Origin of the sequence: Endozoicomonas sp. ALB091 (assembly GCF_049310265.1) — a bacterium.
In the GTDB taxonomy this organism is placed as follows: domain Bacteria; phylum Pseudomonadota; class Gammaproteobacteria; order Pseudomonadales; family Endozoicomonadaceae; genus Endozoicomonas.
The window spans coordinates 263,698-290,687 of record NZ_JBLYNQ010000007.1 but is presented as its reverse complement, the minus strand read 5'-3'; the positions used below and the strand labels follow the sequence as shown (position 1 = coordinate 290,687).

Here is a 26,990-nt window from a genome sequence, read left to right as displayed (position 1 = left end):
CAGAAAACAGATGACATCTGATGTAAATCGAGAAGAGCCAGCTGCTCATGAACTCAGCCTTTCCGATACCGTTTCGGAACACAGCCGCTGTGGCTACGTCGCCATTGTTGGCAGACCCAATGTTGGCAAATCAACCCTGTTGAATCACCTTCTCGGCCAGAAGCTTTCCATTACCTCCCGCCGCCCCCAGACTACCCGCCATCAGGTTCTGGGTATCAAGACGGAGCAGGGGGTTCAAACGGTCTATGTTGATACGCCGGGCATGCACAAGGTGCAGAAAAAAGCGATCAACCGCTATATGAATAAAGCGGCCAGCAGTGCCCTGGCGGGTATTGATGCCATTGTTTTTGTGGTTGACCGCCTGACCTGGAATGAAGAGGATCAGATGGTCCTTGAAAAGGTACAGGGTGCCCGCTGTCCGGTTATTCTTGCGATTAATAAAGTGGACAAGATCACGGATAAGGGGCAATTGATCCCGCACCTTGAGTCTCTGTCAACAAAAATGGATTTTCATGGGGTGGTGCCCATCTCTGCGCAGCACGGCCATAATCTGAAACAGCTGGATGGAATGATTACCCGGCTGATTCCGGCAGGCGTCCATCATTTTCCTGAAGATCAGCTGACGGACCGCAGTTCCCGTTTTCTTGCCGCTGAGCTGGTGCGGGAGAAGGTCATGCGTCAGCTGGGTGATGAGCTGCCTTATGACGTGACGGTGGAGATTGAAGAGTTCAAGCATGAGTTGCGGCCGAAAGGTCCACTGTTGACCATCAGTGCCTTGATTCTTGTGGAGAGAGCGGGCCAGAAAGCCATTGTTATTGGTGACCGGGGAGCACGACTGAAAAAAATCGGACAGGAGGCCCGCAAAGATATGGAGCACATGTTCGACTCAAAAGTCATGCTGAACCTTTGGGTTAAGGTCAAGGCAGGCTGGTCTGACGATGAGCGTGCCCTGAAAAGTCTGGGGTATGATCACAACCTGTGATTGGTAATGAATTCCATAAAGCCTGGTTACTGCATCGGCGCTCTTATAAAGAGCGCTCAGTGATTGCTGAGTTCTTAGTGGAAGGTCATGGCCGTGTGGCCATGGTGGTTCGGGGAGTCAGGCAGTCAAAGTCCCGGCTGGCTTCGCTGTTACAGCCTTTTCATCAGGTACTGGTGCGCTGGAAAGGGCGAAGTGAGCTGAAAACACTGGTTGATCTGGAGCTTGATCGCTTTACCTTTCTGACTGGTGAACGGCTTTATTGCGGGTTCTATGCCAATGAGTTGCTGATGCGATCAATGATTCCGGGGCAGCTGGTGGATGGCGTGACGGAATTATACCGGGACCTATTGGCCCATCTTCATCAGAACGTGCCTCTTGAGCCATTGCTCCGTTCCTTTGAACTGGATTTGCTGGAACTCTGCGGCTATGCTCCACCGCTTGACTGGGACGTGGTCAGCGGCGCGCCTTTAAAACAAGGCATGGTTTACCGCTTTGAACCTGAGCATGGGCTGGTACCGACCCATGGACAAGTCAGCTACCATGAGAGACCGTTTTGCTACACCGCAGAGTTGCTGCAAGCACTCTCGGCCAGGGATTTCACCAATGCTGATTTCTATCCTGGTTTCAAGCGTTTTACCAGGCAGGCCATGAAACCGCTTATCGGAGACAGGCCGATGCAGAGCCGCATGCTGTTTACCAGGAGGCTGACCGAGAATAGACTGCCCTACTGCGGTGGCAGCAAATTGGTCTAAAAAGCCGGAAATTTTTAGCAAATAGAACCACTATTCGCTAAAAATTTCCGACTTTTTATCCTCAATTTTCTGCCATCCTCGCTACGGGGTCGCCTAGACGGGCGCTATTCTCGGTCAGCCTCCCAGCAGAAAATCTCAATCGCCACCGGAGAGGCCATTAGTAGAAAATGGCGCACTCTCCAAACCCCGATAACGGTCGCACAATTCACTGCGCCATTTTCTACATTTTCTACAACAGGTGTATTTATGATTCCTCATCAGCGTATTTTGCTGGGTGTCAACATTGATCATATTGCAACCATCCGGCAGGCCAGGGGGATTCGTTATCCTGATCCTGTTCAGGCGGCAATTGAAGCTGAAGAGGCCGGGGCAGATGGCATCACATTGCACCTGCGCGAGGATCGCCGACATATTCAGGACCATGATGTATTCCGGATTTGTGACGTTCTGCAGACCAGAATGAATCTGGAGATGGCAGTGACCGATGAAATGGTTGGCATTGCGGAAAAGCTCAAACCTGAACATGTCTGCCTGGTTCCGGAGAAGCGGGAAGAAGTCACCACTGAAGGCGGACTGGATGTGAAAGGCCTGTTTGACAGTGTGGCTCCCGCCTGTGAACGCCTGGGAAAGCAGGGGATTGAAGTCTCGCTGTTTATTGATCCTGATCTGGATCAGATTGAGGCCGCTGTCAGGGCCGGAGCGCCTGCCATTGAACTGCATACCGGTGCTTACGCTGAAGCTTCGACGGCTGAAGCCATGCAGGATGAGCTTGACCGTCTTAGAAATGCGGTGGTGTTTGGTCTGGAACAGGGGCTGATCGTCAATGCCGGCCATGGCCTTAATTATCAGAATGTTGAGCCTGTTGCGTTGATCGCCGGTATCAATGAACTGAATATTGGGCACTCGATCATTGCCCGTGCCCTGTTTACGGGATTGAAACCAGCGGTGCGAGAGATGAAAGCCCTTATGTTGGCAGCTGCACGGAATGCGTTTTAAGTGATTGTTGGAATAGGGACAGATATTGTCCGTATTGATCGGATTGAGCGCTCACTCAGTCGGCTGGGTGAGGCGTTTGCCAGGAGGATTCTCACGGACCATGAGCTGTTGCAATGGCAGCAGCGTTCATCCTCACCGGCCTGGCTGGCCAAGCGCTTTGCGGCGAAAGAGGCCGTTGCCAAAGCGTTTGGTACAGGAATCGGAAAACTGTCATTCCGGCACATAGAGGTAAGAAATAATGCCTCAGGTGCTCCTGAGTTGTTTTTATCGGATTATGGCCTTGAATTGCAGCAGCAAAGAGGGGTTAAGCGGCTTCACCTCAGTCTTTCTGATGAGCAGGATAATGCGATTGCCTTTGTAGTACTGGAGAGCTGAATCAGCTCTCTTGCTCATCACAATAGCGCCCGATTCACTACCCACATAAACGGCTTTGAACGTGATATCATGCTTCCTCAGCCGTTTCCAGACTCTCCATTTCCCACTGATTGAGACGGGTGATGGACTGAAGCAATAATTGAAAGTCTTCGGTGACTTGATGATGTTCCAGGGTGTTGTATTTCTTCAGTCGTGTTTCCAGCCGGTTGCAAATACGCTCCAGTTCCGGCACTCCACAATAACGACAGGCACCGTGTAATCGGTGTACCCGTTCCAGTACAGCCGAATAATTATTGGCAGCCCAGCCATCTTTGAGAGTTACAAGATCGTCATCAAGTCCCTCTTTCATCATCACCAGCATCTCCTGAGCCAGTTCCCGGTTTCCGGCAGCCAGTTGCGTCGCCAGGTTGATATCTACAGGACTTTCCGATTGATCCATTGCCGGATGTAAAGAGATGCCGGGCTTTGATGGCGGAAAATATTCTCTATGCTCTATTGTCTCGGTAGGCATCTTTGCCCACTGATTGATCATGCTGATGACGTGTTTCTCACTGACCGGTTTACTCAGGTAGTCATCAAAGCCACTTTGCAACAGCGTCTTTTTCTCCTCGGGCAGCGCATGGGCAGTCACTGCAATAATTGGGGTGCGCTGGTGGTTCGGGATTTCACTGCGAATTCGCCCTGTGGCTTCGAGTCCATCAATGACCGGCATCTGAACATCCATGAAAATAATGTCGAAAGTGAACTGCCTGCACAGTTCAATGGCATCAAAACCATTTTCTGCGGTTTGCAAATCTTGCCCCAGGTTGCCAAGAATGGTTTTCAGCAATTTCAGGTTAACCGGGTTGTCATCAACGACCAGAATACTCAGGGATTTGTTGATCTGTTGTTGAATTTTTTTGCCTTCATGATTCCCGTTTATACGGGTCAGCAGTGCTTTCAGCCGGTTCAGTCCAACGGGCTTCAGAAGCGTATCAGTACCGTCAGGAAGCGCAGGATCCATAGCCCCTGTTATTCCTGCCGAACTGAGTACGATAATACTGGCGTTGCTATAGTAGGCTGTTAACTGCGCGATTCCCTGAACCGGTTCAATATTATCAGGGTTGATGAAAATATAGTCGTAGGAGACATTTGTCTTGTTTGCTGACATTCCCTGCTGGATGCTGGCTGCTGCGGTGATATTTGCACCCAGTTTATTCAGTAAGTGAAAAATCGATAACCGGGTCAGCTCATGGGGTTCGATAAGCAGCACTTTCTGGCCGTGCAGCGGTGTCGGTACCAGGTCTTGCTGCTCACAACCATCAGCAACAGCCGGTTCACCATTTTTGTTATTCAGGGTTGTTTTAAAGGTAAACCAGAAGGTTGCCCCCTGACCCAGATCGGACTCAAGGCCAATTTCTCCACCCATTTGCTCAACCAGGTTTTTGCAAATCGACAGGCCAAGCCCGGTTCCCTCCGCCTTGCGTGTTCTGCCGGAGTCTGCCTGGGCAAAAGCCTGGAACAGTTTGTGATGTTGCTCCCGGGTAAGGCCAATGCCGGTATCCGCCACTGAAACTCTCAGGGTCAGGGGCTCATTACTTTCTTGCTGATCAGGTTTGCCTTCCTGATCCAGCATCACTCGCACAGCAACGGAACCATAACTGGTAAATTTAATGGCGTTGCTGATCAGGTTGGTGAGGATCTGCTTCAACCGCAGTCCGTCAATGATGATATGTTCAGGAACATCGTCGTAGATAAAGTGGACAATTTCCAACGATTTACCATAGGCGACAGGTGCCATAAATGTCATGACATCCTCAACGATCTCCCGCAGGCAGACGGGTTGGGGGTCCAGCACCAGCTTACCGGCTTCCATACGGGAAAAATCAAGAATGTCATTCAACATCGTCAGCAGTCCCTGAGAGGATTTCTCAATGGTACTGACATAGTCGTATTGTTGCGGTGTGAGCCTTGAACTGAGCATCAGGTTGGAAAAGCCAATAATGCCATTCAGCGGTGTTCTGATTTCGTGGCTCATATTGGCCAGAAATTCGCTCTTGCTTCTGCTTGCTTCAAGTGCTTCCTTTCTGGCGAGATCCAGCTCGACATTTTGAATTTCAATGGTTTCCAGTGTTTCCCGCAGTTCATCATTGTACTGGGCAATATGACTGGTCATCTTCTGATGTTTGCTCTGCAGGCCATTGAGCATAACGTTGATAGACGATTCCAGTTCATACATCAGGCTGCCCCGGTTGTCCGGCAGTCGGGTATCGAAGAAGCCATTCTTGATGCGATCAATGACCCTTGCCATACGGTCCAGGGGGCGGGTAACACCATGGCCCAGCTTCAGACTAATGATCAATGCCACCAATAACCCCACGGAGACAACAATAATGCTGAACGCCAGAGAGCGGAATTGGGTCAGATGAGTTTCTGCATAGGCGTAATCGGTAATCAGCCAGCCAGCAATTCTGGTCGTATCCGGGCTGATGATTGGATCGGCAACCTGGATGACCTGGTCGTTCCGGAACCAGCTCTGGCCAGGTTCTAACAGTGAGGCTAAATTTCCGGTGGCCGTGAGCTTTGGGCCTGCATGAAGAGTCTCCCGGCCTTGCTCATCGACCAGGCTTACCGCACGAATATCCCTGTCATCCAGCAGCATGCTGATCAGGGCTTGCAGTTCTTTATGCCGGGTGTTATCCAGCAGCAGTGAGGCAACGGCTGCCTGCTGTCCAGACTGAGTCAATGCCTTGGCCATGAGCTGGTTGTCCAGTTCCTGATACCGCTTAACCAGATAGACAGCGCCCATCAGCAGGGAAACAATAATGCCGGGAAGAAAAGCGAGCAGAAGAATCCGTTGGCGGAATGCCGTAAGGTGCTGTTTCATGGTACTGCCTTTCCCTGTTTGGCTTTTGTTCTGTATTATTCCGGAATAATAAAGTCTACGTAAGTTATATGTCCATGGAATATCCGACAATAGAGTCGATTATTGGCAACACCCCGCTGGTTCGTCTGCAGCGCATGCAGGGGAAGAGTTCAAATACCATACTACTGAAACTGGAAGGACAAAATCCGGCCGGTTCTGTGAAAGATCGACCAGCCCTGTCCATGATCGCCGAGGCGGAACGCCGCAATGCCATCAGCCCGGGGAACACATTAATTGAAGCCACCAGTGGCAATACCGGTATAGCGCTCGCCATGGCAGCGGCCGTTCGCGGTTATCGAATGATCCTTATTATGCCGGACAATATGAGCGCCGAGCGTCGTGCAGCAATGAGTGCTTATGGAGCAGAACTGATTCTGGTCAGTAATGGCATGGAAGGTGCCCGGGATAAAGCGCTGGAAATGCAGCAACAGGGCCTGGGCAAGGTACTTAACCAGTTTGCCAATCCGGATAATCCCCTGGCGCATTACGGGACCACCGGGCCTGAAATCTGGCAGCAGACTCAGGGTACGGTCACGCATTTTATCAGTTCCATGGGTACTACCGGGACGATAATGGGGACCTCCCGTTATCTGAAAGCGAAGAATCCTGCCATTCAGATCGTTGGCCTGCAACCGGAACAGGGAGCTCAGATACCAGGCATCCGTCGTTGGAGTCCCGAATATCTGCCTGCGATTTTTCACCGTTCCGCCGTTGATGAGGTGATGGATATTGGCCAGACAGAAGCTGAAGAATGCATGAGGCGGCTGGCCCGGGAAGAAGGCATATTCTGCGGCGTTTCTTCAGGGGGAGCCGTTGCAGCTGCCCTGAGACTGTCAAAAAGCGTAGAGCAGGCCACCATTGTGGCGATTATCTGTGACCGTGGTGATCGGTATCTTTCCACGGGCGTATTTCTGCCATAGGAAAACCGTTCACCGGTTTCTCTGGCCATGATTGAATTTCCATGTATGCAGGTATGAATCCGGTTTTGTTGTACTCAATATCCAAGGTAACATTACGCTTTTAAACGGCCATGGGCCATGGTTTCAAGAGAATGTTGGAAGTACTCTATGCGCTTTAAACGTGCTGCCTCAACCCCTGTTATTATTCATGAGGATGTGCGTATTGACGGGCTTTCCCATGATGGTCGCGGGATTGCCCGCTACCATGGGAAGACCCTCTTTATTGACGGTGCACTGCCGGGCGAAACCGTTCGTGTCCGGATTCTGGAAGACAAACGTCGTTTTATCAATGCCCGTGTATCAGAAGTGCTGTCGGCATCACCCGAGCGCCGTGAGCCTGCCTGCGCCCATTTTCGTCAGTGCGGAGGCTGCAGCCTGCAGTACTGGTCCCATGAAGGGCAGCTTGACAGCAAGCAGCACATCGTTCTTGATCAGTTAAGGCGATTTGCCCGGGTTGTGCCTGAGCACATTGAGGAATCACTGGTTTCTCCCCCCTATGGCTATCGCCACCGTTGCCGTTTTGCCATCCGCTGGCGTAAAGGCAGACTGAGCCTTGGTTTTCGGGAAAAGGGCAGTAATGCCATCTGTGACATTAATGAATGCCCCATACTGGCAGAGCCTTTGCAGGAGATGCCCGTACTGATGAAGTCATTTTTGCCAACGTTAACCGGCCGGGAAGCCATTTCCCACGTGGAGTGTTTTCTGGCAGAGCAGGGGCGCGGGTTACTGCTGCGTCATATTCGTCCTCTGTCGCAAGAAGACCAAACCCTGTTGACAGCGTTTGCTTCTGCCCATCAGCTGTTGCTGTACCTGCAGGGTAGTCCAGAGAGCATCCGGCTTTTATATCCTGCCAGATCTGACGACGATGCCGCCGTCGCATTACATTACTCGCTGCCTGAATCGGGGGTGCAGCTGTACTTCCGGCCACAGGACTTTACCCAGGTTAACCGGGTGATTAATCAGGCGATGGTTGAGCAGGCTATCCAGTGGCTTGCTCCGCAGGCATCCGATAACGTGCTTGACCTGTTCTGTGGCCTGGGTAATTTCTCTCTGCCGCTGGCGAAAAAGTCAGGCCATGTCACGGGGGTTGAGGGTTCACCGGGTTCGGTTGCCCAGGCGACAAGAAATGCCGGTCTGAATGGTTTGAGTAATGTAAGTTTTCACTGCGCAGACCTGTCCAGTGATTTCACCACTGAGCCCTGGGCAAAAGAGCATTACGATATAGTGGTTCTCGACCCCCCCAGGGCCGGTGCGGATTTTATGATTGAGCAACTGGCCTGCTTATTGCCTGACCGACTGTTGTATATTTCCTGCAATCCGGCGACCCTTGCCAGGGATGCCGGCAGTCTGGTCTCCCATGGTTTCAGGCTTGAGCGTTTGTGTGTAATGGATATGTTTCCGCAAACTTCTCATGTTGAGTCCATGGCGCTTTTTGTCAGGTCATAGTCAAAAAGTAATTTATTGGAAAGTAGCCTGTTAATGGCTGCTTTGTGGAAGTAGTCTAGGAGGCTGACCGAGAATAGACTGCCCTACGCGACAACTGCTCCTGCGTTGCTCTAGCTCCTGCATCCATGCAGTCGTGCGGTGGCAGCAAATTGGTCTAAAAAGGCGGAAATTTCTAGCAAATAGAGCCACTATTCACTAAAAATTTCCGACTTTTTATCCTCAATTTTCTGCCGTCCTCGCTACGGGGTCGCCCAGACGGGCGCTATTCTCGGGCAGCCTCCTAGCCCGATGCCAGACAGGGCATCATTTTTACAGAAAGAGATGGAATGGAATAGATGGTCAAGGTCAGAGAGGATCAGCCCCAGCTCTTCGACGGCAGTGTCGACCTGGGTGCCTGGCTGAATCGCCTGCAGGAACGTTACGGCGTTGGTGATACGGATAGTCTGAGGGAGGCCTGCGAGCTGGCCCAACAGGCTGAGCTGCTGGCATTGCAGCGGTCTCTCGAATCTGAAGAAACAGTCTGGCCTACGGGAAAAGGGTGTTTCCGGACCGGTCTGGAAATGGCCGAGATCCTGGCCGAGCTGAAACTGGATATGGATACCCTGGTTGCTGCGGTCCTCTATCGGGCTGTCCGTGAAACCAAGCTCTCTCTTGACCAGGTGGAAGAGAATTTTGGCAAGGTGGTTGCCGGTCTGATCAAAGACGTCCAGGGCATGGCGGCCATCAGCAATATCCAGAACCCGAGAAAGCAGGTTCTCGATCATCGTCAGGACCAGCTGGAAAAAGTTCGCAAGATGCTGGTGTCCATTATTGACGATGTCCGTGTTGCCCTGATCAAACTGGCTGAGCGAACCTGCGCTATCCGGGCTGTTCAGCATGCCAGTAAGGAGAAACGTCAGCGGGTTGCCAGGGAGGTGTTTGAAATTTATGCGCCGCTGGCCCATCGGCTGGGTATTGGTTATATCAAGTGGGAGCTGGAAGACCTCTCTTTCCGTTACCTTAAACCCCAGGACTATAAGAAAATTGCCAGGCTACTGGATGGCAAACGACTGGATCGCCAGAAATACATTACCAACGTCGTAGATGCCCTGAAAGCGTCACTGTCGGATGCACGGATTGAGGGGGATGTCAGTGGCCGGGTAAAGCATATCTACAGTATCTGGCGGAAGATGAAACGGAAAAACGTCGATTTCCGTGATCTCTACGATATTCGTGCCGTCCGTATTCTCACCAATGAAGTCCGTGACTGTTATGCGGCACTGGGGGTGGTGCACTCGCTCTGGAATCATATTCCCAAAGAATTTGATGATTACATTGCCACTCCGAAAGAGAATGGCTACCGCTCCCTGCACACGGCGGTGTTTGGCCCTGAAGGCAAAACCCTTGAAGTTCAGATACGCACCCATGATATGCATGAGGAAGCAGAGCTGGGTGTTTGCGCACACTGGAAGTACAAGGGCACTGACGTTAATAGCCGCAGTGACAGCTACGAGGAAAAAATTTCCTGGCTGCGTCAGGTGATGGAATGGCATGAAGACCTTGGTGATCTGGGCGAGCTGGGTGGTCAGTGGCGTGCGGATGTCGAGCCAGACCGAATCTATGTGTTTACCAAAGACGGGCATGTGGTTGATCTGTCGGTGGGAGCCACCCCGATCGATTTTGCCTACCGGATTCACTCAGAAGTGGGCAGCCGCTGCAGAGGCGCGAAAGTTGCCGGTCGTATTGTACCGTTAACCCATAAACTGAAAACCGGCGATCAGGTGGAAATCCTTACTGCTCCCAATGCCCACCCCAGCCGGGACTGGCTGAACCCTGATCTTGGTTATGTCACCACCAGTCGTGCCCGGGCCAAGATCACCAGCTGGTTCAAAAAGCAGGATCGGGACGCCAATATTGCCGATGGTCAGAGCCTGCTGGAATTGGAGCTTAAACGTCAGGCGTTGCAGAGTGTTAATTACCCGGAGCTTGCCCAGGCAGTTAACTGCCTGTCACCGGATGATATGTTTGCCGGTATCGGTGCCGGTGACATAAAACTTCGCCATGTGGTTTCCCAGGCACAGAAGCAGGTTGCGCCGGAAGAAGAGAAGACGTTTGAAATTCGCACCAAACCACAACAGGAACGGTTATCGGACAGCACCATTACCATTGATGGTGTTGGTAATCTGCTGACTCAGATGGCGGGTTGCTGCCAGCCGGTGCCGGGGGATCCGATCATCGGTTATATCACCGTTGGCCGTGGTGTAACCATTCACCGGGAAGACTGTAACACGGCGCTCTCTTTGCGCAGTCGTGAGCCGGAGCGCCTGATAGAAGTTAACTGGGGAACCCGTCCGGACTACAGTTACCCGGTTGATGTTATCATTACGGCTTATGACCGCCCGGGCCTGTTAAGAGATATTACCGTGGTATTGGCTAACGATAAGGTGAATGTTCTGTCTATGCAGACCCGGACCAGCAAGGAAGAGCATTTAGCCAGCATGCTGCTGACTATGGAAGTTCCCAGTCTGGAGAGCCTGGGACGTATCCTGGCCAAGGTCAGTCAGTTGCCCAATGTTATCGATGCTGTTCGTCATCGTAAAATGAGTTAAGTTATCCTGCTGATTCCCGCGCCTGGCGTGGGAATCCCCTCCTTTTTCATCCGTTTACATTCTTCCAGGAGCCGGGTTTGTCACATTCCATTGATGATCTGATTACTTTGATGGCCAGACTCAGAGATAGAGAACATGGTTGTCCATGGGATCTGAAACAGACCTTCGCCACCATTGCCCCCTATACACTGGAAGAGGCCTGCGAAGTTGCCGAAGCCATTGAGCAGGAAGATTACGACAACCTGAAAGAAGAGCTGGGTGACCTGCTGTTTCAGGTGATTTTCCATGCCCAGATGGCCAGAGAAAACGGCTTTTTTGACTTTGCCGACATCAGTGAGGGGATATTGGCAAAATTGCTGCGCCGACATCCCCATGTCTTTCCTGATGGAAGTCTGGAGTCGTTTGCTACCGGGCAACAGCTGACGCCTGAACAGGTCAAGCAGAAGTGGCAGGAAATAAAGGCCGAAGAAAAAAAACAGAAAGGCCCCAAAAAGAGTCACTCAGCCATGCCTGATGATTTGCCGACAATGCTGCCAACCTTGCAGCGTGCTGAAAAAATTCAGGCAGCAGCGGCCAGAGTGGGTTTTGACTGGCCGGAGCCAGAGCCGGTATTTGACAAGATCTACGAAGAGCTGGATGAAATCCGTGGTGCCAGAAGTGAAAGTCAGGAGCGGATTTCGGAAGAGGTGGGTGACCTGTTATTTGCCTGTGTCAATCTTGCCCGGCACCTCGGTGTTGATGCCGATATGGCATTGCGTAAGGCCTGCCATAAATTTGACCATCGGTTCCGGAAAATGGAAGCTCTTGCTACGGAACATGAGGAACATTTTGAACAGCTGACGCTGGAAGAGATGGAGAGCTACTGGCAGCAGTGTAAACAATGAGACTGGAGAAACTGCCTCCGTTGTTAACCGGAGGCAGGTTATGTTCTGTCAGCCATTGGATTTTATCATTAGCTGTTCATAGTCGTAGGTCAGGTCGTTCATTTTTTTCAAAATCGATTCGGTTGTTACTGAGACCATGGTTGGAACAAAATGGCCCTGGTGACTGATTTTGAATCCGGCATTGGTAAAGTCCCACTGGCTCTGGACTTTCGCCAGCTTTTGTTTGATATCGCTGGAGTTCAACTCTGATTGACGGAGCGTTGTCAGTGCGCTGCCAAACTCATCAATGGCCAGATCCAAAGATTGATCAACCGACGGATCCTTAACGCCCCATGCCCGGGTAATATAGAGTTTGGCGATACGCTGACTGAGCATTCGCTGTCGGCCGGAAATATTCACCAGTTGACCGGCTTTATGTCCGGCGTGTTCAGTAATGGCTTTAACCACGGTTTCACTGCGGGCCAGAAGTTCATCACTCAGTGCCAGAATGGTCAATGCTTTTTCGCGCGTTGGGGTCTCAAGGACTTTTAAACGGAACTCCTGCCAGGTGATGGCGGCATCATTCAAGCTGTTGCGAATCTTATCGTCAGGGGCGTAATCCATAAGTTCAAGAAATTGCTGCTCGAACAGCGCCATACTGGTATCCAGGTCAGCTGTCGCTTGATCCGGATTTACATCGGAGCCAATCATAATGTAACTTTTAGCGATCCTCTGACTGAGCATTCGCTGGCGACCTGCCTTGTTAATGGCTTCTGCATCATTGATGGTTGCCGCTGCAGGCAGTGAAGTTATGACCAGAGTGAACAGGATGCTGAGTAGTCCTGAAATCTTGAAAATCTGATTTAACATATCCGTATCTATGAATTGTTATTGATTTAAAAGGCGGATAATACCCGAAAATTACTTATGATTCGCCTTTCCATGTTTATTGCGGATGCTGGTTATTGCTCACGGCGGGAGGCTTCACGACTGATAGAAAGCGGGTGTGTGCTGGTTAATGGCAGGCCGGGATTGCATATTGATCAAATAGCATCGATTGCTCCGGGACGAAGAAATTTCAGGCCTGCTTCGGGCAACGGGCCATCAATAAGAAAGTGTGCCCCTGTTGCCGGTACCGCAGGTAAGGATCCAGGATATCAGAAGGTACACTGGTCGGCTCCGGGCTGAAAAAGCCTGCTCTCTGGTAAAAAAGTTCAAGGTGAGCATAGGGGTAGCACCAGCAGTTGACAGCGTTTAGATCCTTCAGGACTTCGCTCAAAAAGAACGAGCCAATACCCTTTCTTTGGGCATTGCTGGCGACCTGGACGCTTCTCAGCAGATAACCGTCGGATTTTGGACTGGCCCTCAGGCCAGCGATAATGTTTCCCTTTGCGCAGCGGGCTACCCAGACCCGCTCCTCACCCGACGCTTTTCCCTTGTGCCCGTTCTCTTTAAAAAAGCGGTTAACCAGGGGAAAGGCAATGGGGTTGAGTTCCTCAACGGTATGCACAGCACACTCAGTCACGGCTGTTTCCGGATGCTTTCTGGGCGGCTCCCAGAATACCCCGCAACATATTCAGCTCTTTGGCTTCGGGGCGGGCTCGGTTGAACAAGCGACGAAGCCGGGTCATGACCAGCCCCGGGTGTTGTTGAATAATAAAATTGATGTCGGTCAATGTGGTTTCCAGGTGCTCGTAGAACTTTTCCAGCTCCTGATTCAGTGGGTATTCCTGTTCCGGTGTTTCACCGTGCCAGTGGTTCTCTTTATTCAGTGACGCCTTGAAGACCTCATAACAGAGAATCTGAATGGCTGAGGCGACATTAAGTACCGGGTACTCCGGATTTGCATCAATACTGGTATGGAAGTGGCACTTTTCCAGCTCGCTGTTGGTCAGCCCCATGGTTTCCTGGCCAAATACCAGGGCAACGGGCGACTGGCGGGATTCACAGAGCAGTTTCTCCGCACACGCTTCAGCCCCCAGCATCGGGCGTGAAAACGAATGGGTGCGTGTTCTGGCACTGGTGCCGATGACCAGGGCGCAATCGGCAATGGCTTCATCCAGTGAGTCAAAGACCCGGGCGTTTTCCAGCACATCCAGGGCGCCGGCCGCCATAGAGTCCGCCTCCGGTGCGGGAAATCGTTGCGGTGTCACCAGGCAGAGGTCACTCAGGCCCATGGTTTTCATGGCCCGGGCAGCGGAGCCTATGTTGCCGGGGTGGAAGGTATTGATAAGGATGATGCGAATATTTTGAAGCATGGTGACCAATGGTTGAATAACAGAAGAGGCTGTCCTTTTGGACACTCTTTTAGCAAGAGCTGAACCACAAAATAAATTTGACCCGTAATTATAGGGGGCGAAAGTACTTGAAAACCAGTCTTCGTGGTGAGTACCGATCGAGTTATGTACAATGCGCCGCAGTGGTCAGTAGTCCGGGAAATACATTGAAAAGATGAGTCAAACTACACAAAAGCAAGCCTATCGCTGGTTGTTACGGCAGATCGGGTCGGCCCGGCACTGGCTGCTGATCTCCATGGGCCTGGGTTTGCTCAATGGCGTCTTGCTGATTATTCAGGCTTCAATCATGGCAGGAATGATCCATCAGCTGGTGATGGAGGGGGCCACCCGGGAGATGCTGACGGACGATTTTTTCCGGGTTCTGGTGTTGGTTGTTGCCCGTGGTGCCTGCACCTGGGGGCGTGAGTTTTGTGGTTTTCGGGCAGGTGCCTGTGTTCGGGTAGAAGTGCGTAAACTATTGCTGGATAAGTTACGTCGCCTTGGGCCGCTGGTGATTGCTGAGCGGCCTGCCGGTAGCTGGTCGGCAATTGTTGTTGAACAGGTGGAAGAGCTTCAGGAATTTATTGCCAGATACCTGCCTCAGATGGCTCTGGCGGTAATGTTACCGGCCATTATGCTGGTGGTTGCTTTCCCACGAAGTTGGGTAGTGGGCATTATTTTCCTGGGAACAGCGCCACTGATTCCGGTTTTTATGGTTCTGGTAGGAATGAAAGCCGCACAGGCTAACCGGAAAAACTTTCAGGCACTCTCACGCCTGGGGGGCTTCTTTCTGGATCGGCTGCAAGGGTTGGAAACGCTGAAACTCTTTCAGCGAACAAGTTTTGCACAAACACAGTTAGCCGATGCCAGTGAAGACTTTCGAATTAAGACCATGCAGGTACTCCGCCTGGCGTTTCTGTCATCAACCGTGCTGGAGTTTTTTGCTTCGGTGTCCATTGCGTTGGTGGCGGTGTTTCTGGGGATGAGTTTTCTGGGTCATATTACCTTTGGTGGTGAAGTGACACTGTATACCGGGCTGTTTCTGTTGCTGCTGGCTCCTGAGTATTATCAGCCGCTGCGGGAGCTGGGAACCTATTATCATGCCAGGGCCAAAGCGGTGGGTGCGACGGAAGAGATTCTGGACATATTATCCCGGAAAGAATCGGAGGCACACCATGGCGGGTTGTCTTTGCCAGAGGCAATGCCGCTGACTCTGGAGGTAAAAGAGCTATCCGTGTCGGCAACCATAAAGTCCACAGTTAACCCGCTGCCGACAAACGCATCAGACAACAGACAGCCACTGTTACTGGATCGTCTGTCGTTTAAGATCGAACCCGGAACCCGGGTCGGTATTATTGGCAGCAGCGGTGCCGGTAAAACAACGCTGATCAATACGCTGATGGGCTTCTGGAACTACCGGGGTGAAATAAAGGCAGGCGGGCAATCGCTGGCGGATACCCGGCTTGACAGCTGGCGTAAAGCGATTGCCTGGTTGGGCCAGCAGCCATTGATTATCCATGGCTCCGTCTATGACAATATTTCCTTTGGACGCGCAGTTTCCCGTGAACAGTGCCTCGACGCCCTGGCCAGGGCCCAGGGTATGGATATTCTGGCAAACCTGCCGGATGGGCTGGACAGTGTCCTTAAAGAGCAGGGCGGTAACCTGTCGGTTGGTCAGGCCCAGCGGATTGCCCTGGCAAGAGCCCTCGTATTGCCGGTGCGGTTATTAATTCTGGATGAACCGACAGCCAGCCTGGATTCGGTCAGTGAGAGCCTGGTGCTGGATGCCCTGGATGCCATACCTGACGATTGCACGGTCATCACCATTACCCATCGAATCAGCCAGCTCAAGGCGATGGATCAGATCCTGCTGCTGGAAAAAGGGAGGCTGGTGGCTGACGGCTCTCCGGCAACGCTGGCGAGGCAAAGTGCTCAGTATCAGCAGTTTATCAGTATGCATCGTAATCAGGGGAGTCTGGATGATGAATGACCTGTGGCCTTTCCTGAAATTGTACCGTCAGCACCTGGGGATGCTGTCATTGGGAATTCTGCTGGCAATCGTTACCCTGCTGGCGAGCCTCAGCCTGCTCTCACTGTCCGGCTGGTTTATCACTGCCACCGCCATCGCCGGGTTGACCTTTACCACGGCCCAGACCTTTAACTTCTTTACTCCGGGGGCAGGCGTTCGGGGCTTTTCCATTGCCCGTACCGCTGCCCGCTATGCAGAACGTCTGGTCAGCCATGATGCCACGTTCCGGCTGTTGTCAGGCCTGCGCAGCTGGTTTTTCAGTAAATTGATTCCGCTCTCCCAAGAGCAGCTCGGACAGTACCGTAAAGGTGAGCTGCTTGATCGGCTGGTGGCTGATATTGATGCCCTGGATCAGCTCTATCTGAGGCTGGTCAGCCCATTGCTGTCTGCTGTGAGTGTTGCTCTGTTGTTTTCACTGTTTATCTCTTTTTTCAGTGTTGCGGTGGCCATGGTGGTGTTGCTGGTGATGATGCTCTGGATTATCTCCATGCCGTTGCTGTTTTATGTCCTGGGTCGCAGGACCGGGGAGTCAATGGGTGTCAGGCAGGCACGTTTGCGTCAGGAGGTACTGGATTATCTGCAGGGTATGGCGGAACAGCAGATCTATGGCAGTGATGCCAGTAGCCGTACCACGATGGCTGAATCGGAACAGAAACTGGTTGCCGACCAGTCCCGCATGGCAGTGATGGAAGGCTTCGGCTCCGCCCTGTTTGTTTCCAGCTCCGGTGCGGCGGCATTACTGGTGTTGTATATCGCCAGTGGTGAGATGAGTGCAGGCCTGTTCAGTGGGCCGGTTATGGTTATGATGGTGTTTGGAATGCTGGCCAGTTTTGAAGCGCTGATGCCATTGCCTGTTGCTTTTCAGTTTCTCAGTCATACACGACAGGCGGCCAGTCGTTTGCGCCAGGTGGTGAAGTCGCCGGTGGTTGTATTTCCAGAAAAGGCAACCGGAGAAGTATTAAAAGGTGAGATTCAGTTTACTGAGGTCTCCTGTAGCTATGTCAATAACAGCGATGCCAATAATCAGCCAGTCATTAATAAGCTGTCACTTCACATTCCTGCAGGCAGCCATATTGCTCTGCTTGGTAAAACCGGATGCGGTAAATCAACGCTGATCAAGTTATTGAACCGTGGATTGGAGCCCTCTGGTGGCAGGATTTTACTGGATGGGCAGCTGATTCAGGAATTGTCAGAACAGGCACTTTACCGGGCCATCACATTTGTTCCCCAGAAAACGCACGTGTTCAGTGCCACGCTCAGGGAGAATCTGCTATTGGCTGCACCAGCAGCAACGGATGCGCAGCTGTTAACAGTTGTTAACGATTCAGGTCTGAATAGGCTTGTTGCTGCCAGGGAGAATAATGGTGATTTGCTGGATGTCTGGCTGGGGCAGGGCGGTATTGCCTTATCCGGTGGAGAGCAGCGTCGTCTGGCCATTGCCCGGGCTTTGCTGAAACCGGCCCCGGTACTGGTGATGGATGAGCCGGGGGAAGGGTTGGATGTTCACAGTGAACAGGTATTGATGGATACCGTTTTAGGGCAATTCAAAGACAGTACCATCATTATGATCACCCATAAGCGAACGGCCCTGGGAAAGATGGATCAGGTCTTGCGAATGGAAAATGGCAGTTTGATTAAATGGTAATGACAAACCCTGGTCGATGAGTTTGATGTGTACAATCTCCGCTCACCCTGACACGGTCGAAGGGTGATTGGCACAGTATTCAGGGTATGGAGTTTAGGCCTTTCGACTCCGCTCAAGACGAACGGAGTTTGGGAGCCAATAAAGGAACCATCAATTACATTGAAACCATGTACTAGCGCTGTGCCGCTTTATGTAGATCTTTTTCAGGCCAATCTTTTATTAAGCTTCTGCGAATATCAGAACGTTCCTGATCACTCAACTGGCAAATATCTTTTCCTGCAATCTGTGAATAGTAATGCCGCATCCAGGTTTTGTTGACCGGATTGGGAATAATAAAATATTTTCTTCCGTACAGGTTTCTGGTTTTTTCAACGGAAGCCCGGTCAAAAGGGGATAACCCTTGCTCTTTTAAATCAAAGTCATCCAGAAGGTCACCGACAAACAGTCTGACATCGTATTTTTTTCCATTGATCCTTCCGGACATAATGGCTTTTCGCTGGTGCTCCTTATCACAGCTTTTTTTATTGACCGGACAATATTTGGAGCGGTTCAGCAAATTGGTCTGAGTAACTTTGGGGAATCCATTGGCAGCCAGTTGTTTTAAGGTGAAGTTTTCTACATCCCCTTTATGACCCGGACGGCCGGAAGAGTGCTCCCGGGCCGTTAGATAAAAGATTTCATAACCCAGGGCTGCCGCTTTGTTTAAAAACTCTCTGGCACCGGGAATGGAGGTGGATTGAAGCTGTTTTTCGTAGTTCCTCATCTTCGCTTCAGGTTCAGGGAATGCTTTGCAAAGAGGTGGGATTAAATGATTCGGAGGGTAGTCTATCAGCGTGCCATCAATATCAACAATAATTGCCCGATCAGTGGCGTAGCGGTTTTCAGGGGCTTCAAGAGCCTTGCTGGCCAGGTTATAAGTTTGAATAGCGGTGGCATTGAAATCAGCAGATTTCCTGACCCAGAGATCGGCCATGATAATATGCTGCCGGTAGCTCTCGGGAATAGGCACTGGTAACTCTGTGTCGTTAACCTGGCGGATGCGAACCCGGTGTTTTTCTGCCGGGCTCAGTGTTCGGTAGTCTTTGCTGATGGCTTCTTCCCAGAATCCATAAACGGTGTTTGGCAGAATAAACCACTGGCTGCCAAGTTTATCCTGATGCTGACTGACCCACTTTTTCTTTTCAGGGTAGAGGCCTTTAACTACCTCACCAAGATCGTCCAGCTGGTCACCAAACAGCATGATCGGGTGGTAGCCCGCTGTTATGATCTGCTGGCGCTTGTCCTCTTTGCTGAGGGTAATGTTTTTTTCTGCCTGGAGAATCACATTTATTTCACTGATGACCGGAAAACCCAATTGCTTCAGTTTATTAATAGTAATGGTTTTTACATCGTTAAAACGGCCGCTGATATAGAAAATTTCAATGCCCAGACTATTGGCTTTTTGCAGGAATTCAACGGACCCTGGCAGTGCTTTCGTCTCTTGATGATTCCACCAGAACCTGGACCGCTCGATACTTCGGGATTCATGGGTGTCAACCATACTGGTAAAATAACGGGTGCCTGATATCAGAGTATCATCAATATCGGTGATTATTGCAGGCTTTTTACCTTCAGGCGTTTTTGTCAAAAGAGCTTCCAGTTGATCGGTTGCGCCGTTAAAACTCTGGTAAAAGTAAGCGCGGTATTCCCCGGAATGCTGTTGCCAGTTTGCGGCAATGATAACTTCGTTGTTTAAAGCTTTCTGATCAACGCTATCAGCAAAGAGGGGCTGTAAGCTGAGTAATGGTGAAAGTAATAGAGTGGCCAAAACTTTCATGTCCATTTTCTTTTCTTTAAAACGTCGAATTTTCATAATTCTGATTGTGATAATTCTATTTGAGATAAGAATGACCGCATCAGAATAGACGAAAAGAAATAAAGTCTATGGAAGTGTTTGTTCTCAGTGTACTGATGAATAAGTTCTTTTTTATTGACAACGCCGTTGAAACAGTTGTTTGAGCCCCGACGTTCAGTCAGGGCCAGTGGCTGCATTGTTACTGCTGGGCATGAAAAGCCAGGCCGTTGATGTCCCGGCTTTCGTCCCCCATCAGGTAAAGGTAAACCGGCATTATGTCTTCCGGTGTGGGGAGTGTTTCCGGGTCTTCTCCCGGAAACGCCGCCGCTCTCATTGAGGTACGGGTGCCACCGGGGTTGATGCTGTTGGCACGCACAGAGCTGATACCGTCTTCCTCATCCGCCACGATTTGCATCAGACCCTCAGTGGCAAATTTTGACACGCTATAGGCTCCCCAGTGCGCCCGTCCCTGGTGACCCACGCCGGACGAGGTAAAAATGATCGACGCCTTTTCTGACAGGCGGAGCAGGGGCAGCAGTTCCCGGGTCATGATAAAGGCTGAATTCAGATTAACCTGCATGATGCGCAGCCAGGTTTCTGTGGGAAACTGGCTGATGGGTTTCAGTTCACCTAAAAGGCTGGCGTTGTGTAACAGACCGTCAAGCCGACCAAATTCGTTCTCAATGGTTTCAGCCAGATTACTGAAATCGATATCACCCGCGCTTTCCAGGTTTAGTGGATAGATGGCTGGTTGCGGCCACTGATTGAGTTCAATTTCATCGTACACCGCTTCCAGTTTTTCAGTGCTTCTGCCCAGCAGAATGACGGTGGCACCGTGGCGGGCATAGGTAAGGGCGGCGACCCGGCCGATACCACTGCCGGCTCCGGTTACCAGTATGACTTTATCCTTCAGCAGGTCTTTCGGAGCCTGGTAGGAAAACATGATGTTACTCCATGGTTTTTAGTTTGCTGCGCGATTTTCAAACAGCCTCTCAGGCATGGGACCTGTCTTTGATGATTTGCCAGTTGTGCTGTTCAAACCAGCGGTGCAGCTGCTGGACATGGTCGATATTCAGGTCCGCACCCCACTGTGCAGGATCTTCACCCTCAGCAATGTAGCCATAATGCGCGGCAACGGTGATCATGCCTGCTTGTTTTCCAGCTTCGATATCACGAATATGGTCGCCAATATAGACACTGAGCTGCGGTGAACTTCCGGACTGTCGGCAGGCAAGAAAGAGGGCTTCCGGGTCTGGTTTCGGCTTTATGACATCCTCCGGGCAGACAATGGCATGACTTCGTTCCAGCAGGCCAATTTGCCGAATCAATGAGAGGGCATAGGGTCTGGGTTTATTGGTGACAATACCCCAGGCGATATCCCGACGTTCAAGTTCCCCGATCAGTGACAGTATGCCGGGGTAGGGCCGGGCAAATGATGAACGACTGTGGTCCTGGATATGCCGATCATAGTATTGCAGAAACAGGGCCCTTTTCTGTTCCAGCTCATCGCCGGGCGCAAGATTGAAGGCAAGCTTCATCAGCGCCCGTGAGCCGGCAGAAACATTTTGCCGAATCAAATGGCTATCCATTGCCGGGTGCTGGTGATCTGCCAGCATTTGATTCACGGTAATCACAAAATCTTCTGCGGTGTCCAGCAGGGTGCCGTCCAGATCAAAAAAAACGCCTTCAATGGCTTTCATCATCGTTACTCTTGGTTATTCCCGGATGGCAGTGGTTCTCGTTGCCAGAAACTGAGCCATCAGTTAAGGGGTGGCTGACTTTGAGCCATAAATCAGGTAATTGACGTCTACATCCTTCGGGTTAAGCCGGTACACTTTCGTCAATGGATTGTAGGTCATCCCGGTCATGTCATGGATATTCAGTCCCGCTTTTCTCATGTCCCGGGTCAGTTCACTGGGCTTGATAAATTTCTTGTGCTCATGAGTGCCTTTTGGCAGCAGTTTGAGTATGTATTCCGCACCGATAATGGCAAACAGGAATGATTTGGGATTGCGGTTGATAGTGGCAAAAAAGATCTGTCCACCGGGTTTCAGGAGTTTGCTGCAGGCTTTGATGACGGAAGCCGGGTCGGGAACGTGCTCCAGCATTTCCAGGCAGGTCACCACATCGAACTGGCCGGGCATCTCTTCGGCCAGCTCCTCAGCGGTAATTCGGCGATAGTTCACCTCAACACCACTTTCCATGCTGTGCAGGCGGGCAACAGACAGGGGGGCTTCGCCCATATCAATACCAGTGACATGGGCACCCCGTTGCGCCATGGACTCACTCAGAATGCCGCCACCGCAGCCAATATCAATCACTTGTTTTCCGGCCAGTCCAACACGTTCATCAATATAATTCAGACGCAGGGGATTGATCTCATGAAGTGGCCTGAACTCACTGTCCGGGTCCCACCAGCGGCTGGCCAGTTCTTCAAACTTGGCGATTTCTCCGAGGTCCACATTTTGGGCTGAGCGCATGTCGGGCATTGTTCTGATCCGTCAAAGCAGTGTAATTGAGGCAGTCAGGGCTGCCATATCTGCGGATTATACCGTTAATCCTGCAGCCGACCACAGTGTTGAGTTTTGTAGTTGCCCGGGAGTGAAAAATTGAACTTCAGTACTGAATTTAATGTGATTAAGAAGAGATAAGGCTGAACCTTCAAATACAGCCTTTATGTCGCTGTCCGGTGTTTTACTGTTCTGCCAACTGCCTTCAGCACCCACTACATCCAGCCCGGTGCCGAGGCCCCGATAATGGTGGGTGGCACCAGTCGCACGTCATAAACGGCAGTGACCGACCCGGCGATCAGCAGGTGGTTCACCTGCTTCATGGTGAGTCGTACACCTTCTTGTCCGGGCTGACATGGACCTTCACACAAAACTTTTGCTCCAGATCCTCGCCGTCAATCGGGTCATTGATGCTGTCCACTGGCTGTCCCTTATATGTAACGCTGATTGATTTAATAGTCAGTCCAAGGTCCCTTGCAACTCTAACGGTGCTCTTGCCGTTGTCCGTCGTTTCCAGGAAGGCCGTTCGAAAATCATCCGAACGGTAATCTTTTTTATGTTGTATCAGAGTATCGATAGTTTTCTTATTAGTTATCGAATTCCGTTCAATGACCTCCGGCAGCTCCAGTAACAACTCGAGCGTGTCAAAACTCAGCATAAACTGATGGATAATCACATTGCTCATAAAGAAGTCTTTCGCCTTGGCAGCCTCCCCGGTCTTGTGGTTATCTTTAAATGTCCAGAGGTGTTGGGTAAAGTTGTTGACAAAACGATAGTTGGGGCCAGTAGTTTCCGCATCTTTGGTGAAGGTTTGGATGTGAGATCTGGTCAGCTTATCGAGTTTGGAAAATTCAGTGGCATACTTTGCCTTCAAAGTGGATAGCCGGTTTCGTATCTGCTGGTCCCACCAGATTCTGTCACGGTAATCGCCCAGAGTTTGCACGTCAGCCTTCAGAGTTCTCTCAACCATCCGCTCCCTGCGCACCGGTTTTCCGAAGGGATCGTCAAAATGTTTCATCTGAGGTATCAGAGCCCCAAGCTGGTGTTTAAACACCCGGTGCAGTTCCGGCCGCAGGCCCTCCTCCTGCTCTGCCAACCGCACAATCCGTCCGTCCGCCGTCATGCCAAGGGTGTTCAGTGGCTCATTGCCGGGGTTGTCCGCCAGGTAGCGCTCAATGGCCTGTGTTGTTGCTTCAGTCCTTGCTGATGTGGGGTTCATTGGGGATCTCCTTTTCCGGGTGAGGTTCAGTAACGGGGGGCAGTACCTGACTCATCCATGCCATGGGAGATACACCGCCTTGTCCGGGCTGACATGGACTTGCACGTTGAACTCTCCTGAGGCCTGTGGGATGGTAATCTCTCCATCGACCCCCTCAACTGGCCTGGTTTATAAAAAACGTTAAGGCTGTCAATAGTCACCGCTGTTATTTTTTTCATAGGGGGCGAGACGACTGGGGTCCAGCTTTCCGGGATTACCTGGTTTAACCGGTTTAGTCGCTACAACGGCAGGCTCATTTTTTTCATCAGGTGCTGTTTTAGTTGCTTTTGTTTAGTTACTTACCGCCTCAGCATTCTGAAGGGCACGGTCGGCAAGTGCTTTTTTGACATCCTCTTTTACTTCTGTACCATCGTCAATTGCAGAAGCCAGATAATTGACAAGGTTCCTTAATTCGTTTTTGGCTTCGACAGACCATTTATTCTCAAACCATGCCTGCTTTACTTTGCGTGAACAAGCAACTGCCAAGTCTACGTGCTCAGAAACTTTGTTATATACATTCGGGTCTATACCCATTCCACGGAGGAATTCTTCTCCTATCTTCATGGTAACAATCCTTTGTTGAGTTTAAGTATCAAGCGTCAGTGCTTACTTCAAATCTAGTCCGGTTCAGGAAAAAACACAGGTTTACCCAGTTGGTACTTTTTTGACAATTTCCTGAAAGCGGTTGTCCGCCCTGTGCCATTGATGGACCGGCAAAAAACATATTCCCAAAGTGATTGATGTATCTCGCGGATAAGGCATGAATTGTGGTAACATCGCGGTTTTGAAAATCAATTACCTTAGGCGATCATTCCATTGAGATGCTCTGGGAAAGAGCATTTTTTCTGTTTGGATAAGACTTTATTATCGGTGTCCTGGTCCACAGAACTGGGATGGATGCTGACCGCTATCTGTTGGCCGTAAGCAAAAGGACGACTGGGTTTCCATGACTGAAATTGCCAAAGAGATTCTCCCGGTAAATATTGAAGATGAACTCAAGCAGTCCTATCTGGACTACGCCATGAGTGTCATCGTTGGTCGTGCCCTGCCTGATGTACGTGACGGGCTCAAGCCCGTGCACCGGCGCGTACTGTTCGCCATGAGCGAACTGGGCAACGACTGGAACAAACCTTACAAAAAATCTGCCCGTGTGGTCGGGGATGTGATCGGTAAATACCATCCCCACGGCGACTCTGCGGTCTATGACACCATTGTCCGGATGGCGCAGCCATTTTCCCTGCGTTATATGCTGGTTGATGGTCAGGGCAACTTCGGCTCCATTGACGGTGACTCCGCCGCAGCGATGCGTTATACGGAAATCCGGATGGACAAGATTGCCCATCAGTTGCTGGCAGATCTCGACAAGGAAACCGTAGACTATGTGCCTAACTACGATGGCACAGAGCAGATTCCTGCCGTTTTACCCACCCGTGTTCCTAACCTGCTGGTGAATGGCTCGGCCGGTATCGCGGTGGGCATGGCCACCAATATCCCGCCTCACAATATGACCGAGGTGGTGAATGGCTGTCTGGCGCTGCTGGATGATGAAGCGCTGACGGTTGATGACCTGATGGAGTACATCCCGGGTCCTGACTTCCCTACCGCGGCGATTATCAATGGCCGGGCTGGTATCCTTCAGGCCTATCGCTCCGGTCGTGGTCGCATCTACATTCGTGCCAGGGCCGATATCGAGCACGATGAAAAGAAAAATAAAAGCACCATTATTGTCACCGAGATCCCTTATCAGCTGAATAAGGCGCGCCTTATTGAGAAGATTGCCGAGCTGGTAAAAGACCGCAAGATTGAGGGTATTTCCGAGCTGCGCGATGAGTCTGACAAAGATGGCCTGCGTGTGGTGATCGAGCTTCGCCGTGGTGAAAATGCCGAGGTGGTGCTCAATAACCTGTATGCCCAGACCCAGCTTGAGTCCGTGTTCGGTATCAATCTGGTGGCCCTGGTGGATGGTCAGCCTAAACTGCTCAACCTGAAGGAGTTCCTGGAAGCCTTTATCCGTCACCGCCGTGAGGTGGTCACCCGCCGGACCGTTTATGAGCTGAGAAAGGCCCGTGAGCGTGGTCATATTCTGGAAGGTCTGGCCGTTGCCCTGTCCAACATTGATCCGGTTATCCAGCTGATCAAGGACTCGCCAACACCGGCGGAGGCTAAAGAAAAGCTGATTGCCAAGGGTTGGAATCCCGGCCACATGATGGAAATGGCCGAGCGTGCCGGTGCCGATGCCTGTCGTCCGGATGATCTGCCTGAGGCTTATGGTCTCAGGGATGGGCTTTATTACCTGTCTCCGGTTCAGGCTCAGGCCATTCTGGAAATGCGACTGCACCGACTGACCGGTCTTGAGCATGAGAAGCTGCTGTCTGAATATCGTGAGCTGCTGGAGAAAATTGCCGAGCTGATTCTGATCCTCTGTGACCCAATGAAGCTGCGTGCCGTCATCAGGGAAGAGCTTGAGCAGGTTCGGGATGAGTTTGGTGATGAGCGTCGTACCGAGATCACCAGCTCCCGTCGTGACTTGACGGTTGAAGATCTGATTGATGAGGAGGATATGGTGGTCACCCTGTCCCACGGTGGCTATGCCAAGACCACGCCCCTGGATACCTATCAGGCACAGCGTCGTGGTGGTCGTGGCAAGTCAGCGGCTTCCGTTAAGGAAGAGGACTATGTCGAGCACATGCTGGTGGCTAACACCCATACCCAGATCCTCTGCTTCTCCAGCAAGGGTAAGGTCTATTGGTTGAAGGTCTATCAGATCCCCCAGGCTGGCAGAACCTCCCGTGGTCGACCGATCGTTAATATTCTGCCGTTGGAGCAGAATGAGAAAATCACCGCCATGCTGCCGGTGGAAGAGTTTACCGAAGGCCATTTCGTCTTTATGGCGACGCTCAATGGTACGGTGAAGAAGACACCTCTGGAGCAGTTTGCCCGCCCACGCTCTTCCGGCCTGATCGCCCTGGGTCTGGATGAAGGAGATACCCTGGTGGGGGCTGAAATTACTACCGGAGAAAAGCAGGTAATGCTGCTGTCTAATGGTGGTAAGGCGGTTCGTTTCGAGGAGACTGACGTTCGTGCCATGGGCCGGACAGCCCGTGGTGTTCGTGGTATGAAGCTGCCTGAAGGTCAGCGGATTATCTCTCTGATTATTCCGGAGGAAGATACCCAGATTCTGACGGCCAGTGCCAAAGGTTACGGTAAACGAACTGCCGTCGATGAGTTCCGACTCACCAGCCGTGGTGGTCAGGGGGTTATCTCCATGCAGTGCACGGAGCGTAACGGTGAAATCGTAGGTGCTATCCAGGTGAAGAGTGGCGAGCAGATTATGCTGATTTCTGACCAGGGAACACTGGTTAGAACCGGGGTTGATGGCGTCTCTTCACTGAGTCGTAATACTCAGGGGGTTACGCTGATCCGTGTCTCTGACGGTGAAAAACTGGTGGGTGTTGCCCGCGTTGAGGAGCCTGAGGCTGTGGATGCGCCTGAGCTTGAGACTGAAGGGCAGGATGATCCCATTGCCAGCGAAGGGACGGTAGAATCCTGATAGTTTGAAAAACGCCAGCCCA

Annotated in this window: 22 protein-coding genes; 12 read left to right on the top strand and 10 right to left on the bottom strand. The window is 51.4% G+C overall.

Annotated features, from left to right (window positions below):
* The first annotated feature begins 10 nt into the window (after positions 1-10).
* From era to acpS, 4 genes are all read left to right on the top strand, one after another.
* Complete coding sequence (gene era / locus ACO6UX_RS13405; protein WP_422448354.1) at positions 11-982, top strand: GTPase Era; 972 nt, start codon at positions 11-13, stop codon at positions 980-982.
* Positions 979-1,734: a DNA repair protein RecO gene (gene recO, locus ACO6UX_RS13400; protein ID WP_422448352.1), complete on the top strand. Its 756-nt coding sequence runs from the start codon at positions 979-981 to the stop codon at positions 1,732-1,734. The genes era and recO overlap by 4 nt, the downstream gene beginning before the upstream one ends.
* A gap of 246 nt (positions 1,735-1,980) precedes the next feature.
* Positions 1,981-2,730: a pyridoxine 5'-phosphate synthase gene (gene pdxJ / locus ACO6UX_RS13395; protein ID WP_422448350.1), complete on the top strand. Its 750-nt coding sequence runs from the start codon at positions 1,981-1,983 to the stop codon at positions 2,728-2,730.
* Positions 2,731-3,105: a holo-ACP synthase gene (acpS, locus tag ACO6UX_RS13390; protein ID WP_422448348.1), complete on the top strand. Its 375-nt coding sequence runs from the start codon at positions 2,731-2,733 to the stop codon at positions 3,103-3,105.
* Between the two features lie 67 nt (positions 3,106-3,172).
* Here acpS and ACO6UX_RS13385 read toward each other — a convergent pair whose 3' ends face one another.
* Positions 3,173-5,971, bottom strand: coding sequence for a response regulator (locus ACO6UX_RS13385; protein ID WP_422448346.1), 2,799 nt, complete (start codon positions 5,969-5,971; stop codon positions 3,173-3,175).
* Between the two features lie 68 nt (positions 5,972-6,039).
* Here ACO6UX_RS13385 and cysM point away from each other — a divergent pair, with 68 nt between their 5' ends.
* From cysM to mazG, 4 genes are all read left to right on the top strand, one after another.
* A complete protein-coding gene (cysM, locus tag ACO6UX_RS13380) occupies positions 6,040-6,930 on the top strand; it encodes a cysteine synthase CysM (protein ID WP_422448344.1) in 891 nt (296 codons plus the stop codon).
* Between the two features lie 147 nt (positions 6,931-7,077).
* Entirely contained in the window at positions 7,078-8,415 is a 1,338-nt protein-coding gene (gene rlmD / locus ACO6UX_RS13375) for a 23S rRNA (uracil(1939)-C(5))-methyltransferase RlmD (RefSeq protein WP_422448342.1), read from the top strand.
* 335 nt (positions 8,416-8,750) lie between these two features.
* Positions 8,751-11,003, top strand: coding sequence for a GTP diphosphokinase (gene relA, locus ACO6UX_RS13370; protein ID WP_422448340.1), 2,253 nt, complete (start codon positions 8,751-8,753; stop codon positions 11,001-11,003).
* A gap of 77 nt (positions 11,004-11,080) precedes the next feature.
* On the top strand, positions 11,081-11,887 hold the full coding sequence (gene mazG / locus ACO6UX_RS13365) for a nucleoside triphosphate pyrophosphohydrolase (protein ID WP_422448338.1): 807 nt from the start codon (positions 11,081-11,083) through the stop codon (positions 11,885-11,887).
* A gap of 48 nt (positions 11,888-11,935) precedes the next feature.
* Here mazG and ACO6UX_RS13360 read toward each other — a convergent pair whose 3' ends face one another.
* Complete coding sequence (locus tag ACO6UX_RS13360) at positions 11,936-12,736, bottom strand: type IV pili methyl-accepting chemotaxis transducer N-terminal domain-containing protein (protein WP_422448336.1); 801 nt, start codon at positions 12,734-12,736, stop codon at positions 11,936-11,938.
* Between the two features lie 57 nt (positions 12,737-12,793).
* Here ACO6UX_RS13360 and ACO6UX_RS13355 point away from each other — a divergent pair, with 57 nt between their 5' ends.
* The gene (locus ACO6UX_RS13355; RefSeq protein WP_422448334.1) at positions 12,794-13,054 is read left to right on the top strand and encodes a S4 domain-containing protein; all 261 of its coding nucleotides are present in this window, start codon (positions 12,794-12,796) and stop codon (positions 13,052-13,054) included.
* On the opposite strand, the gene ACO6UX_RS13350 is transcribed toward ACO6UX_RS13355, so the two are convergent.
* Positions 12,945-13,391 (bottom strand): GNAT family N-acetyltransferase, encoded by a 447-nt coding sequence (locus ACO6UX_RS13350; RefSeq protein WP_422448332.1) that lies wholly within the window; start codon positions 13,389-13,391, stop codon positions 12,945-12,947. The genes ACO6UX_RS13355 and ACO6UX_RS13350 overlap by 110 nt on opposite strands.
* Positions 13,384-14,124 (bottom strand): tRNA (cytosine(32)/uridine(32)-2'-O)-methyltransferase TrmJ, encoded by a 741-nt coding sequence (gene trmJ, locus ACO6UX_RS13345; RefSeq protein WP_422448330.1) that lies wholly within the window; start codon positions 14,122-14,124, stop codon positions 13,384-13,386. Before trmJ ends, ACO6UX_RS13350 begins: the two co-directional genes overlap by 8 nt.
* A gap of 193 nt (positions 14,125-14,317) precedes the next feature.
* On the opposite strand from trmJ, the gene cydD reads away from it, so the two are divergent.
* Positions 14,318-16,132 carry a heme ABC transporter permease/ATP-binding protein CydD gene (gene cydD, locus ACO6UX_RS13340; RefSeq protein WP_422448328.1) on the top strand — a complete coding sequence of 605 codons (1,815 nt, stop codon included), beginning with the start codon at positions 14,318-14,320 and terminating at the stop codon, positions 16,130-16,132.
* The gene (gene cydC / locus ACO6UX_RS13335) at positions 16,122-17,816 is read left to right on the top strand and encodes a heme ABC transporter ATP-binding protein/permease CydC (protein WP_422448326.1); all 1,695 of its coding nucleotides are present in this window, start codon (positions 16,122-16,124) and stop codon (positions 17,814-17,816) included. Before cydD ends, cydC begins: the two co-directional genes overlap by 11 nt.
* A 172-nt stretch (positions 17,817-17,988) precedes the next feature.
* On the opposite strand, the gene ACO6UX_RS13330 is transcribed toward cydC, so the two are convergent.
* From ACO6UX_RS13330 to ACO6UX_RS13305, 6 genes are all read right to left on the bottom strand, one after another.
* Complete coding sequence (locus ACO6UX_RS13330) at positions 17,989-19,638, bottom strand: HAD family acid phosphatase (protein WP_422448324.1); 1,650 nt, start codon at positions 19,636-19,638, stop codon at positions 17,989-17,991.
* 211 nt (positions 19,639-19,849) lie between these two features.
* Positions 19,850-20,593 carry a YciK family oxidoreductase gene (locus ACO6UX_RS13325; protein WP_422448322.1) on the bottom strand — a complete coding sequence of 248 codons (744 nt, stop codon included), beginning with the start codon at positions 20,591-20,593 and terminating at the stop codon, positions 19,850-19,852.
* Between the two features lie 49 nt (positions 20,594-20,642).
* Positions 20,643-21,353 carry an HAD family hydrolase gene (locus ACO6UX_RS13320; protein WP_422448320.1) on the bottom strand — a complete coding sequence of 237 codons (711 nt, stop codon included), beginning with the start codon at positions 21,351-21,353 and terminating at the stop codon, positions 20,643-20,645.
* Positions 21,354-21,413: 60 nt separating this feature from the next.
* Positions 21,414-22,130, bottom strand: a complete 717-nt coding sequence (ubiG, locus tag ACO6UX_RS13315; RefSeq protein WP_422449556.1) for a bifunctional 2-polyprenyl-6-hydroxyphenol methylase/3-demethylubiquinol 3-O-methyltransferase UbiG — start codon at positions 22,128-22,130, stop codon at positions 21,414-21,416.
* A gap of 349 nt (positions 22,131-22,479) precedes the next feature.
* On the bottom strand, positions 22,480-23,379 hold the full coding sequence (locus ACO6UX_RS13310) for a hypothetical protein (protein ID WP_422448318.1): 900 nt from the start codon (positions 23,377-23,379) through the stop codon (positions 22,480-22,482).
* Between the two features lie 330 nt (positions 23,380-23,709).
* On the bottom strand, positions 23,710-23,982 hold the full coding sequence (locus ACO6UX_RS13305) for a hypothetical protein (RefSeq protein WP_422448316.1): 273 nt from the start codon (positions 23,980-23,982) through the stop codon (positions 23,710-23,712).
* 382 nt (positions 23,983-24,364) lie between these two features.
* On the opposite strand from ACO6UX_RS13305, the gene gyrA reads away from it, so the two are divergent.
* On the top strand, positions 24,365-26,968 hold the full coding sequence (gyrA, locus tag ACO6UX_RS13300) for a DNA gyrase subunit A (protein ID WP_269673938.1): 2,604 nt from the start codon (positions 24,365-24,367) through the stop codon (positions 26,966-26,968).
* The last annotated feature ends 22 nt before the right edge of the window (positions 26,969-26,990 follow it).

What these genes read in the sequence shown, in the direction of transcription:
- era (WP_422448354.1), top strand. Translation starts at nt 11, where the DNA reads ATGACATCTGATGTAAATCGAGAAGAGCCAGCTGCTCATGAACTCAGC.
- pdxJ (WP_422448350.1), top strand. Translation starts at nt 1,981, where the DNA reads ATGATTCCTCATCAGCGTATTTTGCTGGGTGTCAACATTGATCATATT.
- ACO6UX_RS13385 (WP_422448346.1), bottom strand. Translation starts at nt 5,971, where the DNA reads ATGAAACAGCACCTTACGGCATTCCGCCAACGGATTCTTCTGCTCGCT.
- cysM (WP_422448344.1), top strand. Translation starts at nt 6,040, where the DNA reads ATGTCCATGGAATATCCGACAATAGAGTCGATTATTGGCAACACCCCG.
- rlmD (WP_422448342.1), top strand. Translation starts at nt 7,078, where the DNA reads ATGCGCTTTAAACGTGCTGCCTCAACCCCTGTTATTATTCATGAGGAT.
- relA (WP_422448340.1), top strand. Translation starts at nt 8,751, where the DNA reads ATGGTCAAGGTCAGAGAGGATCAGCCCCAGCTCTTCGACGGCAGTGTC.
- ACO6UX_RS13360 (WP_422448336.1), bottom strand. Translation starts at nt 12,736, where the DNA reads ATGTTAAATCAGATTTTCAAGATTTCAGGACTACTCAGCATCCTGTTC.
- ACO6UX_RS13355 (WP_422448334.1), top strand. Translation starts at nt 12,794, where the DNA reads ATGATTCGCCTTTCCATGTTTATTGCGGATGCTGGTTATTGCTCACGG.
- trmJ (WP_422448330.1), bottom strand. Translation starts at nt 14,124, where the DNA reads ATGCTTCAAAATATTCGCATCATCCTTATCAATACCTTCCACCCCGGC.
- cydD (WP_422448328.1), top strand. Translation starts at nt 14,318, where the DNA reads ATGAGTCAAACTACACAAAAGCAAGCCTATCGCTGGTTGTTACGGCAG.
- cydC (WP_422448326.1), top strand. Translation starts at nt 16,122, where the DNA reads ATGATGAATGACCTGTGGCCTTTCCTGAAATTGTACCGTCAGCACCTG.
- ACO6UX_RS13330 (WP_422448324.1), bottom strand. Translation starts at nt 19,638, where the DNA reads ATGGACATGAAAGTTTTGGCCACTCTATTACTTTCACCATTACTCAGC.
- ACO6UX_RS13325 (WP_422448322.1), bottom strand. Translation starts at nt 20,593, where the DNA reads ATGTTTTCCTACCAGGCTCCGAAAGACCTGCTGAAGGATAAAGTCATA.
- ACO6UX_RS13320 (WP_422448320.1), bottom strand. Translation starts at nt 21,353, where the DNA reads ATGATGAAAGCCATTGAAGGCGTTTTTTTTGATCTGGACGGCACCCTG.
- ubiG (WP_422449556.1), bottom strand. Translation starts at nt 22,130, where the DNA reads ATGCGCTCAGCCCAAAATGTGGACCTCGGAGAAATCGCCAAGTTTGAA.
- ACO6UX_RS13310 (WP_422448318.1), bottom strand. Translation starts at nt 23,379, where the DNA reads ATGAACCCCACATCAGCAAGGACTGAAGCAACAACACAGGCCATTGAG.
- ACO6UX_RS13305 (WP_422448316.1), bottom strand. Translation starts at nt 23,982, where the DNA reads ATGAAGATAGGAGAAGAATTCCTCCGTGGAATGGGTATAGACCCGAAT.
- gyrA (WP_269673938.1), top strand. Translation starts at nt 24,365, where the DNA reads ATGACTGAAATTGCCAAAGAGATTCTCCCGGTAAATATTGAAGATGAA.